Raw genomic sequence first — 11,914 nt, forward strand, 5'->3', positions numbered from 1 at the left:
GGTTGGCTGAATATGCATCTGTTATCGGTGGAAAATGTATCGAAATCCTACGGGGATAAAATATTATTCGAGGATATCACGTTCGGCGTGGAAGATGGAGATAAAATCGGCGTCATCGGCGTGAACGGCACCGGCAAGTCGACGCTGCTCAAGGTGATCGCCGGTATGGAACCGGCCGATTCCGGCCAAGTGACCGCCGGCAGCCGTGTGCGGATCCGCATGCTGGCACAGGATCCCGTGTTCCGGCCCGGCGAGACGGCGCTGGAGCATGTGCTGGGCGGCGATTCGCCGCAGCTTCGGGCCGTGCGCGATTATACCGCGGCTTTGGCTGCGCTGGAGCTCAACGCCTCGGATGAATCGCTGCAGAAGCAGCTGGTGAAGGCGAACCAGCGCATGGACGAGCTGGACGCGTGGCAGCTGGAAAGCGACGCGAAGACGGCGCTGTCCAAGCTCGGCATCCGCGATTACGATACGGTGACCGACACCATGTCGGGCGGCCAGCGCAAGCGGGTGGCGATGGCCGGCGCGCTGCTGCAGCCGTCTGATGTGCTGATCCTGGATGAGCCGACGAACCATATCGACAACGAATCGGTGGCTTGGCTGGAAAGCATGCTGCAAAAAAGAAAAGGCGCACTCATCATGATTACGCACGACCGATACTTCCTCGACCGCGTCAGCAACCGCATTCTCGAGTTGGATCGCGGCCGTGCCTACTTCTACGAGGCGAATTACAGCCGGTTTCTGGAACTGAAGCTCGAACGCGAGGAGCGGGAGTCGGCTTCGGAGGCGAAGCGGCGCAATTTACTGCGCAATGAACTGGCCTGGATTCGCCGCGGCGCGCAGGCGCGCTCGACGAAGCAGAAGGCGCGGATCGACCGGTTCGAACAGTTGAGCGCACAAACGCCCAAAGCAGCCGACGGCAAACTGGATCTTTCCGTGGCCTCGACGCGGCTCGGCAAAAAGATCGTGGAACTGGATTCGGTCACAAAACGTTTCGACGACCGGGTGGTTGTGCGCAATTTCAGTTATACCGCAGTACCGGGGGATCGAGTCGGCATTGTCGGGCCGAACGGCAGCGGAAAATCTACCCTGCTGAACCTGATCGCCGGACGGCTTCAGCCGGACGAAGGCAGCGTTACGCTTGGGCCGACGGTGAAGCTTGGCCGGTTTACGCAGGAGCACGAAGAGATGGACGAAGCTTTGCGTGTTATCGAATATATTCGGGAAGGCGCGGAGCAAGTCCGCACGGCGGAAGGAGAGTCCGTCTCGGCGGGACAAATGCTGGAGCGGTTCCTGTTCCCGCCCGAGAAGCAGTGGACGCAGATCGCCAAGCTGTCCGGCGGTGAGAAGCGCAGGCTGCAGCTGCTTCGGGTGCTGATGGAAGCGCCCAATGTATTGCTGCTGGACGAACCGACGAACGACTTGGATATTACCACGCTGACCGTACTGGAAGATTACTTGGACGAGTTTCCGGGGGTTGTGTTTACTGTTTCTCACGACCGTTATTTTCTGGATCGGATCGCCGAGAGAATTTTCGCTTTCGAAGGCGACGGCGTGATCGCTAAGCATACCGGGAACTATTCCGATTATCGGGAGTTCCGGGACAAGAACGCGGGGGAAGGGTCGACAGCCGCCAAAGCGCCGGACCGTGCGGAATCTGCCAAGGAATCCGCGGGCGGAAGCGAATCTCGGGAGCGCACGCTCCGCATGTCGTACAAGGATCAAAAAGATTTCGAGCAGATCGACGGCTGGATTGCGGAAACCGAAGAACAGCTCAAAAAGGCGGCCGAACAAATGGAAGCCGCCGGCAGCGACTCCGTCCGGCTTCAAGAGCTGGTCACGCAGCAGCGGGAGCTGGAGGAGAAGCTCGACGGATTATTGGAACGGTGGACGGAACTGAATGAGCTGGCGGAACAAATTGCGGCCCAGCGTAAGAGCTGAGCTGGCGGAACAAATTGCGGCCCAGCGTAAGAGCTGAGCCGCCGTTCACGTCACATGCTCCGCATGAGACCTCCGTCCACGGAGATTTGCTGGCCGGTGATGTAGCCCGCTTCCTCGGACACGAGAAAAGCGATCAGCGCCGCGGCCTCCTCGGGTTGTCCGACACGGCCCTGCGGAATGCCGGTCTCCTCACGCTTTCTGATTTCACTTATCGGAACACCCTGTCTCTCTGCGGACTTGGTCCAAACGTTATGAAGCCGGTCCGTGAGAATGCTGCCCGGATGAACGCCGTTCACGGTAACCCCGTACGGCGCCAGCTCGAACGAGGCAGCCTTAGCTGCATTGACAATCGCCGCATTAACGAGCCCGAAGTTGAACGTGTTCACTTCGGGCTCTTTCCACATGTTCCCGACTACATTGACGATCCGGCCCCAGCGGTTCGCCATCATGCGCTGCGAGGCTTGCTTCATGTTGTCCAGGTACGGAATCAGCTTTTTGGCGATCCCGTCTTCGATGTCCCGGATCTCGTGATGAAGGAAGGAAGCCGGCTCGGCCCCTGGTATGCTGTTAACGAGGATGTCCAGCCGGCCGCATTCGCTGTCGATTTGCTCGAACAGCCGGGCGCGGGAGGCCGCGTCGGTCATATCGCAGGCGATGGCCAGCGAATCGCTGCGGATCTCCCGCAGTTCGGCGTGCGCGTCCGACAGTTTGGCGCCTTCCCGCGACACGATCACAACCCGGCAGCCGTTCCCGGCCAGCCGAACCGCGGCCGCCCGGCCGATTCCGGCGCTGCCTCCCACGATCAAAGCCACTCTCATCAAATCCGCCATTTGGTCATCCGCTCCTTTTTTCATGCTGCATGTAATGTCATTGTAATCGGAGCGTGACCGGAACTCAAAAAGCGAAGTATTCCTGGTACTCGTTCCGGCAAGGAGCGCCTAGGCAGTAAAAGATCCGGCGATTCTTCGGTTCCGCGATACATGACCAGAATGTGGCGAGTCCGTCTTCATGACCGCACAGCGGTGCTTCGTGATCACGGAATGCCTCGCGCATCAGATCGGCATGATCGCCATCCATATACCCGGTTATCCGTGCTGCATATTGCTCCAGCTTGCGGTACCTGGCGCCGGAATTCGGCCATTCTCTCATGTAAGGGACCATGCCGGCATCAACGAAATGGTTCGTTACGAGGAGCACGTCGCCATCCATCCGCCGAACCGCTCTTTTTGCCGGGTGAACCTCCGCCACGAAAGCGTCATCGGCATCCGTGACCAAATAACTTTTCGGTTCCTTGACCGGCAAACTCATCAACGCTTCCTGCGCTTCCTTCGTATCCGAGCACTTTTCGAGCAAATACCGGACGATCAGATGAAAGCTCAACCCCGGTTGCGCAGGATCAGGGTGCGGACCCGCTCCGTTGAAGCTGACGTACAACCCCTTCTCGTTCAAGCCGTCGAATCTTCCGCCAACCAGTCCTTCATGCATGCCGATATGGGCATATCCTTCTTCAGGACGCGTAAAAATGAGATGGCGACGGTTTTCCCAATAGAAGAAGTCGTAGTTCCTCCCGACCAACAGACCTTGCGGCGTTCGAACCGCGATTCCGCTGCAACCGCCGGTGACCCCGAGCGTGTAATGCCAGAGCAGCTCCTCTTCTGCGACTCCCGCTCCCTCCGCGTATCCACGAAACTCTTCGGTCATCTCAGGGTAAACATCGTTCACTACATTTCGGCATTTTTCCGCGAATCTCATTTTTTCCGCCGACCAGCCGTTCATCGGTCCGATGGATTTATCCGCACGCCGCGCGGTTTCAAATCCGATCGCATAATGAGAGCCTTCCGCTCGGAACACCTGATAGTCCGCTTTCCGCTCTTCCTCCAAATTCACATCCATCGGTCAATCTGCCTTTTTCTTAACCGGAATGTAGATGTCCATTTGAACGAGATCGTGCTTTTGCGAATTTGACCGCTCGTCGTACCACTCGAACTCCACTTCGCCCGAGTGTTCATATCCGGAGTGCGGAAACCATTCATTGAAAACGCTCATCCATGTCGACTGAATGGACGCCGGGAACTGGTCCCGCGGCACAAGCGGCGTGGTGAACACTGCGTAAGTCGCTTCCGGGATCTCGCGGCAGACGAGGTCGTCCGGAACCCCTTCAAAATGCTCTGCTTCCATCCCGATCACATACAGGAACGTGCCTTTCTCCATGTCGAAGTCCGTGCATACGCCCAATTCCACCGGATTCTCCCGATGCACCGCGTTCGGAATCCGCTCCCAGCCTTTATTCGCAATGTAACGCTGCCAAAATGCCGGAATGTCCTCGTGGTTTTTTCCTTCTTGCGTACACGTTTCAAGTGCGTGGCCGATAAGCTTAAACGCCGGTTTGGTCACGATGCGATACTCCATACGAATACCTCCCAAATAAGGATTGAATCTTCTGCTGTTCACGTCGGCTCTCGGATACACGGGCGTGCGGATGCCTCGCTGACGGTATTCGGCCGGCGTCATGCCGAACATTTTTTTGAAAGCGCGCGTGAACGTTTCGTGGGATTGAAAGCCGTGGTCGAGCGCCACATCCAAAATTCGCTTGTCCAGATCCGCCATATCCCTCGCCGCTCGAACCAGCCTTCTTTTCCGCACGTACTCCATCACCGGATCTCCCACCATGGTTTGAAACACCCGATGAAAATGAAAGTCGGAAAAGCCTGCGATGCTTGCCAGTTCGGTGAGGGTAAGCGGCTCGGTCAAGCGGTTTTCGATGTGTTCGATCGTCCTTTGAATGCGCACATAGTAGCTCATCCCGCTTTCACCCCCGTCGCTTTCTGTCCTCAATCTACCATGGATGACCAAGGCGGTCTTGACGTTTTTTGCTGTGGATTTCTAACGGTCTGGCTTTTCCTTACGCACCCTTAGATACTGTAACTATAAATCACGAAATTACAGTAATAAACTCACCCCAAAAATACTCCACAGTTATATTTTGCGAAATTAGAGAGCCATTTGGTAGATTCATGGCTGCGGAAAGCTTCTGTAATTTCGCGAAATGTCGTTAGAGCGCAAAATTCCCCTCACGCCTGCTCTGTAATTTCGCAAAATGAAGCTACAGAACAACGGGCTGCGATGATCTCACACAACTTAACCAAAACACAAAAGCCAACCGAAGATCGGTTGGCTCTTGCTGCGATACCGCTAATCACACGTTATGCGGCAGCTCTACGGACACCTCGCGGCGCTGTTCCGCCGAGCGGAGCACACCGTCGATGATCGCCTGCTGGATCAAAATCTGTTCCGCCGGAATCGGCGCGGGACGTCCGTCGCGGACCGCTTCGGCGAAATCGTGCACTTTCGCTTGGAACAGATTGACAGAGTGCGAGATGAGCGGAATCGGCGTCTCCGTATGCCCGCCGAAGTCGTCGTGGAACATCGTCATCGATCCGATGCTGCCGTCCCACACCCCGGACCAGGGGCCCGTGCCGAACGGCGTCACTTTGATCCCCGCGTCGCTGCCCAGGAACATTGTGGCGCCGAGCGTATCCATATGCATTGCCCACGAGATTTTGAACGACAGCACCAAGTCGTTTTCGAACCGGACCATCGCCACGCCGAAATCTTCCACTTCAAAACGGTCGGCTTCCGGATGATACAGCGGATTGCGGCCGAAATGGTTCGACGTGAACGCCGAAACGGTCAGCGGCCGCGGGTGGCCAAGCGTGTTCAGCGCCATGTCGAGCGAATAACAGCCGATATCGGCCATCGCTCCCGCGCCGGCCAAATCTTTGCGGATGAACGTGCCGCCCGGCATGCCGCGGCGTCGTCCTCCCCCTGTTTCCACGTAATAAACATTGCCGAGACGGCCCGATTGCACGATTTCCTGCAGCCGTTTCATATTCGGGTCGTATCGCGGCTGGAATCCGATCGTCAGCATGTTGCCGGTCTCGCGCGAAGCCTTAACCATATCGAGTGCTTCATTCAGCGTGACGGACATCGGCTTCTCGAGCAGCACCTGCTTTCCTGCCCGCAAAGCGTCCACCGACGTGCGGTGATGAGAGGCGTTCGGCGTACATATGCTGACGCCGTCCAAATCCAGCTTCAGCATCTCGGTATGGCTGTCGAACGTCTGCGCGTCCGTAAGTCCCAGATTTTCCGCAAACTGCTGCGCGCGCCCCGGGACAACATCCGCAACGGCGACCACATCCACATACGGTAATTTTTGATAAGCTTCCACATGAAAACGGGCGATCCCGCCGCTGCCGATAATGCCGATTTTGAGCCTTTTGGTCATGACCGTACTTCCTCCCGTCGGGCTTGCCCGGACGCTCCGTTACTACCGCCGTTCGTGCGCCGGTATGTCGCCGGTGTCATCCCGAATTTGTTTTTGAATACCGAAAATAAATAGTTGGGTGTTAAAAAACCATGATCCAGCGCAATCGCTTCGACGGCCCGGTCGGTCCGGGTCAGATCGGCGCAGACCGCGGCAAGCCGCACATCTTCCACATAATCCCGGAATGTGGTTTGGCCCACACTTTTAAAAATGCGCTGCAGCTGGCGGGGACTCACATTCACCCGCTCCGCCACTTCCTCTAAGGAGAGCGGCAAACCTTCATTGTCGAGAATGTACTGGGAAGCGAGCTGGAACCGGTGATCGTTCATATCCCGCTTCGGAATTGCCGGGGCCGGGGCCGATGCCGCGTACACGCGGGCGGTTCGGAGCAAAATCTGCACGATGGCCTGTTTTAAGAGCGTATAGAAACCAGGCGGCTGTTCCTCCCATATCCGGTAAGCTTCCAAAAACGCTGCCATCGCGTTGTAAGTATCCCACGCGGGTTCAAGGGGCAGCGTCCGAAGCGTTTCCACACATTCTTCCGCTTCGCGCCTTTCCAAACGTTCCCCGAAATCTTCGTCACCTTCGGCGGCCGGAGACAGAGGAACGATCTCGCAATGAAGACAGAGCTCGTGCATCGGATCTTCTTTATCCGATTCTTGCTGATGAATGACGTCAGGACCGGTCAGGTAGAACAACCCTTCATGGAGATCGAACGGTTTATCGCCCACAACCACCTTGCCCTTGCCTTTCGGGATGAAATGAAATTCGAACTCGGAATGTTTATGAAAAGGAATGACGTAACCCGGTTGAAACACCGTCAAATGGCAGCGCAGTACACGAATGCCGTAATCTCCCCACCGGAACCTGAGATCCAGTCTGTCCAGCGCATCGGGCTTGCCGAACATGCGGGAATAAGGAAACGGTTTGCCGGACGGTTTCCGATCGGTCACGCCAACTCGTCCAATCGTACCGAACGCTTCTCGGCTGCAGAACGGATAGCGGCTTCCATAAGACGAGTTAAATCTACCGCCATCGCAATATTGTCGGTCGCTTCGGTTCCGTTCTGGATGTGTTCGACCCACTGGTCGAAAGCCATCGGACGGTTGGCCGGCAGCTCAATGCTTTCCCAGCCTTGCCCGCGCTTGTTGCTGCGCAGCTGCAATTGGGCTTCCGGGAAACCGAACAGCAGGCTGCCTTCCGTGCCGTGCAGCTCGATGCTGAAAGGCGAGTGGCTGTTCACAAAGCCCGCTTCGACGATGCCCACAGCGCCGTCCGCGTATTGCAGCATGGCCACCGCGTTGTCTTCCACTTCCTTGCCCGTTATGTAACCGTACGTGGCGCTCACCGCCTCCGGCTCGCCGAGGAACCGCCGGACCAAATACATCGGATGGCAGCCCAGATCGATCAATGCGCCGCCCCGGCATTGTTCCAGCGAGTAAAAATGCTCCGGCAGCCAACCCGCAGTAGCCCCATTGTGCGATAACCGTGCCCTGGCTAAAGTCAGCCGGCCAAGCAGTCCTTCCGACAGCACGTTCTCGATCGCCTCGGTGTATCCCTCGTACAATCTGGGAAGCGAAACGGTGAGTTTTACGCCCGCGTCCCTTACGGCCGCAATAATATCCCGCACCTCCGCGTATGTAGCCGCTACCACTTTTTCCGTGAAAATATGTTTGCCGGCTTGCGCGGCCTTGACCATCACTTCTCGATGAATGTTCGTGGGGGCGTCGACAACGACCGCATCGATGTCCTGCCGCGCCAGCATCTCGTCCAGCGAAGCATAGAACGGCACCCCATACTTGGCTGCCTTCTCTTGTCCGCGCTCGGGCAACTCGTCCCATATTGCGGCGATCTCGGTGTCGGGATGCTTCAATACTTGTTTCGTATAATCTTCCGCGTGCACATGCCAATAGCTGATCATACCGATTCGGATCAATCGGCTCACCCCTCACTTTAAATATGCGACACAAGCAAAACATAGCATAGTTAATCACCAGTAATAAATACACTTTTGTGTCATTCTGGCTATAAATTTGCGACATAAGAACAAGCGCCCTGTAGAGGGCGCCGGTAACGGCCGTGAGGCACGAGAGCTATAACACCTTGCTGAGAAACTCCCTTGTGCGCGGGTGCTGCGGGGCTTCGAACACTTCTCGGGGAGCGCCTTGCTCGACGATCTGACCGTTATCCACGAACAGCAAGCGATCGCCGACTTCACGGGCGAAGCCCATCTCATGCGTGACGATCACCATGGTCATGCCGTCTCGGGCGAGCGACTTCATCACGTCGAGCACTTCGCCCACCATTTCCGGGTCGAGCGCCGAAGTCGGCTCATCGAACAGCATCACGTGAGGTCGCATCGCCAGCGCTCTGGCAATCGCGACACGCTGCTTCTGCCCGCCGGACAAGCGGATCGGATAGGCATCCCGCTTGTCCCCCAGTCCGACCCGGCGGAGCAGCTCCATTGCGGTACGAGTCGCTTCCTCCCTCGGCGTGTTTCGTACCCGGACCGGCGCGATCGTGATATTTTCGAGTACGGTTTTGTGCGGGAACAAATGAAACTGCTGAAACACCATGCCCATGTTTTGCCGCACCGCATCGATATCGACACCGCGTCCTGTAATCGGCCGGCCTTCAAATTCAATCGTGCCGGACGTCGGCGTCTCCAGCAGATTGAGACAGCGAAGGAACGTACTTTTGCCGGATCCGCTCGGTCCGATGACCACCACAACTTCCCCTTTGGCGATATCGGCGTCGATGCCTTTCAGTACCTCTGTTTTTCCGAATGTTTTATGTAAACTCCTCACTTTAATCACTGACCCGAAGCCTCCTCTCGCCTAGACCGAGCAGCTTGGAGAGCGTGAAGGTAAGCACGAAATAAATCGCCGCGGCCACCAGCAACGGTTCCAGAGGCTGATACGTCGCCGCCCGGATCGCGTTGGCCTGATAAATGATCTCGCCAAACCCGATGACCGACAAAATCGACGATTCTTTCACGACGACCACGAACTCGTTGCCCAGCGCAGGGAGCACAGTTTTGAACGCTTGGGGAAGGATGATGAGCCGCAGCGCCATTCCTCTCGGCATGCCGAGCGAGCGCGCCGCCTCCATTTGTCCGCGGTCCACGCCCTGGATGCCGGCCCGCATAATTTCGGCGATATAAGCGGAGCTGTTGACGATCAGCGTCAGACAGGCGGCCCCGAACAGGCCGATGTCGAGACCCGCGAAGAGTGGCAGTCCGTAGTAAAAGAGCAGCAGCTGCACCAGCATCGGCGTACCGCGAATAATTTCCACATAGGCGCTGCCGATGAATTGTACGAGCCACAGGCTCGACAACCGAAGCAATGAAATCAGCGTACCGAAAATAAACCCGCCGATCACCGCAACCGCCGACACTTCGAGCGTTAACCGGATGCCGGTCCAGAAGTACGAACCGTACTCTTTTAAAAATGTGAAATTCCAGTTGTACGCGGGCCGGGCCGCTTGGCCGGTGCCCGTGTCGGGCGATTCCGCCAGCTCCGTCATCTCGGCTACCCATTGATCGATTTTCCCCTCGGCCGTCAGCCGGTCCAACGTCGTCTGGATGGCCGAAAGCAGCGAGGTTTCTCCTTTGTTCACGGCCACGGCGGATCCGCCGGCCTCGCTTTGCGGCTGAATCGCAGACAGGGCGAGATCCGGATTGTTCCGCACGTAGCCTTGGGCAACCGGAAGCTCCACAATCAGCGCGTCGACTTTCTTCGATTTCAGCTCCAGCACGAGTTCGGTCGTTCTTCCGAGGGCTCTTATTTTCGCGTTCGGAACAGCTTTGGCAATCGTTTCTTGGGTCGTCCCGATTTGCACGCCGAGCGTCTTGCCCTCGAGATCTTTCATGGTTTTGAATTTGCCTTGGTCGTCGGCGCGGACGAAAACCGCCTGCTTCGCTTCATAATAGATGTTGGAGAAATCGACGCTTTTTCTGCGTTCTTCATCCGGCGTCATACCGGCAATGACGAAATCGACACCGCCCGTCTTCAGCTCGGTAAGCAGGTTGCCGAACTCCATATCTCGAATGACCAGCTCCACGCCTAAGTCTTTTGCAATTTCTTTGGCAATGTTAATGTCGAATCCGACGATTTGATCCTTGCCATTTATTTTTTTGTGAAACTCATACGGGGCGTACTCCGCGCTCGTGCCCACTGTGATTTTGCCGGATTTCCGGATATGGTCGAGTTTTGCGCCTTGTTGTGCGCCGGCATGAGGATGCCCGAATACCGTTACGCAGGCTGCTAAGATGACAATCATCCACCATTTTTTCATGCTGCTGCACTCCGTTCTTCCCTAAAGCCTCCTCTTGATTGTTCCCCAGCGAAAACGATACGATGAAGATATTGTGAAAGAAGGAGTGCGGAGCCATGAACCCATTGAAAAACAAAATTCGTGAAACGATTGAAGCCCATGCGCCGAAACTGAAGGAGATCGCCGCTTTTATCGGTTCCCATCCGGAATTGGGACATGAAGAGAAACTCGCCTCGGCCAAGCTGACGGAAGTTCTGGAGCAGCTCGGCTATCATGTGGAACGCGGAACGCTCGGCTTGTCCACCGCGTTTATCGCGGAATACCGTTCTTCCAAGCCAGGACCGGTCATCGGCTTGCTGGCCGAATACGACGCCCTGCCGGAAATCGGCCATGCCTGCGGTCATCACCTCATTTGCACGATGGCGTTGGGCGCCGCAGCCGGACTTCGTGCGGTAGCCGACGAAACCGGCGGCACCATCCGTGTATACGGTACACCGGCCGAGGAAACCAAAGGCGCGAAAGTCGATATGGCGGCTGCCGGCCTGTTCGACGACTGCAGTGTGGCCATGATGATCCATCCGTACCATCAACACGAAAAGTCCGGCTCGTCGCTTGCCATGGATGCGCTGAAATTCGAGTTTTTCGGGAAAGCCGCCCACGCGGCCGCCAATCCGGAGCTTGGCATCAACGCGCTGGATGCCGTCATTCAGCTGTTCAATTCCGTCAATGCGCTCCGTCAGCAGACCCCGAGCCATGCTCGGATCCACGGGATTATTACGGACGGCGGACAAGCGCCGAACATCATTCCCGATTATGCCGCCGCCAGATTTTATACGCGTTCCGCCACCAGAGCCTATACCGACGAGTTGACCAACCGCGTGAAGGCTTGCGCGGAAGCCGCCGCATTGGCAACCGGGTGCCGGTTCACAGTCACCAACGATGAATATTCCTACGATGAACTCCGGACCAACCAAGCGTTGTCCGACGCATACACCGCCAATATAGTGGCGACCGGCGTTGCACCCGAGGACATCCATTCCGCGAACGACCACGGCTCACTCGATCTCGGCAACGTATCACTTCGCTGTCCGGCGGTGCATCCGTACATTCCCGTGGTGGATCAGCCTTACAACCTGCACACCGTGGAATTCCGCGACGCCGCTCAACTGGACCGCGCCTACGACGCCATGGTGTTCGGCGCCACGATGCTCGCCTTCACCGCCTGCGATGTGCTCACCGACCCGGACCTGGCGCGCCGCATTCGCGAAGAATTCGAATCCACGGTTGCCAGCGCTCGATAGTAGCGGAGAGCTACTTGTGAGCGGGCGATCAGGTGAAAGGCACGCGATTAGGTAGCGGAGAGCTACTTGTGAG

The 11,914-nt window shown here is 56.9% G+C and carries 10 protein-coding genes; 2 read left to right on the forward strand and 8 right to left on the reverse strand.

Features of this window, described 5'->3' with window-relative positions:
• The first annotated feature begins 12 nt into the window (after positions 1–12).
• On the forward strand, positions 13–1,941 hold the full coding sequence (locus E5161_RS07590; RefSeq protein WP_136777119.1) for an ABC-F family ATP-binding cassette domain-containing protein: 1,929 nt from the start codon (positions 13–15) through the stop codon (positions 1,939–1,941).
• 50 nt (positions 1,942–1,991) lie between these two features.
• Here E5161_RS07590 and E5161_RS07595 read toward each other — a convergent pair whose 3' ends face one another.
• From E5161_RS07595 to E5161_RS07630, 8 genes are all read right to left on the reverse strand, one after another.
• Complete coding sequence (locus E5161_RS07595; RefSeq protein ID WP_169306612.1) at positions 1,992–2,771, reverse strand: SDR family oxidoreductase; 780 nt, start codon at positions 2,769–2,771, stop codon at positions 1,992–1,994.
• Between the two features lie 64 nt (positions 2,772–2,835).
• Positions 2,836–3,834 carry a C45 family autoproteolytic acyltransferase/hydrolase gene (locus E5161_RS07600; RefSeq protein ID WP_136777121.1) on the reverse strand — a complete coding sequence of 333 codons (999 nt, stop codon included), beginning with the start codon at positions 3,832–3,834 and terminating at the stop codon, positions 2,836–2,838.
• 3 nt (positions 3,835–3,837) lie between these two features.
• On the reverse strand, positions 3,838–4,743 hold the full coding sequence (locus E5161_RS07605; protein WP_136777122.1) for an AraC family transcriptional regulator: 906 nt from the start codon (positions 4,741–4,743) through the stop codon (positions 3,838–3,840).
• Positions 4,744–5,137: 394 nt separating this feature from the next.
• On the reverse strand, positions 5,138–6,226 hold the full coding sequence (locus E5161_RS07610; RefSeq protein ID WP_136777123.1) for a Gfo/Idh/MocA family protein: 1,089 nt from the start codon (positions 6,224–6,226) through the stop codon (positions 5,138–5,140).
• The gene (locus E5161_RS07615) at positions 6,223–7,218 is read right to left on the reverse strand and encodes an AraC family transcriptional regulator (RefSeq protein WP_246042142.1); all 996 of its coding nucleotides are present in this window, start codon (positions 7,216–7,218) and stop codon (positions 6,223–6,225) included. The genes E5161_RS07610 and E5161_RS07615 overlap by 4 nt, the downstream gene beginning before the upstream one ends.
• Positions 7,215–8,201 carry a Gfo/Idh/MocA family protein gene (locus E5161_RS07620; protein WP_136777124.1) on the reverse strand — a complete coding sequence of 329 codons (987 nt, stop codon included), beginning with the start codon at positions 8,199–8,201 and terminating at the stop codon, positions 7,215–7,217. The genes E5161_RS07615 and E5161_RS07620 overlap by 4 nt, the downstream gene beginning before the upstream one ends.
• A gap of 157 nt (positions 8,202–8,358) precedes the next feature.
• Complete coding sequence (locus E5161_RS07625; protein WP_136777125.1) at positions 8,359–9,081, reverse strand: amino acid ABC transporter ATP-binding protein; 723 nt, start codon at positions 9,079–9,081, stop codon at positions 8,359–8,361.
• Positions 9,074–10,561, reverse strand: coding sequence for an ABC transporter substrate-binding protein/permease (locus E5161_RS07630; protein ID WP_136777126.1), 1,488 nt, complete (start codon positions 10,559–10,561; stop codon positions 9,074–9,076). Before E5161_RS07630 ends, E5161_RS07625 begins: the two co-directional genes overlap by 8 nt.
• A 95-nt stretch (positions 10,562–10,656) precedes the next feature.
• On the opposite strand from E5161_RS07630, the gene E5161_RS07635 reads away from it, so the two are divergent.
• Positions 10,657–11,841, forward strand: a complete 1,185-nt coding sequence (locus tag E5161_RS07635) for a M20 family metallopeptidase (protein ID WP_211246707.1) — start codon at positions 10,657–10,659, stop codon at positions 11,839–11,841.
• Positions 11,842–11,914 lie beyond the last annotated feature (73 nt).

Source organism: Cohnella pontilimi (assembly GCF_005049045.1).
Lineage (GTDB): Bacteria > Bacillota > Bacilli > Paenibacillales > Paenibacillaceae > Cohnella > Cohnella pontilimi.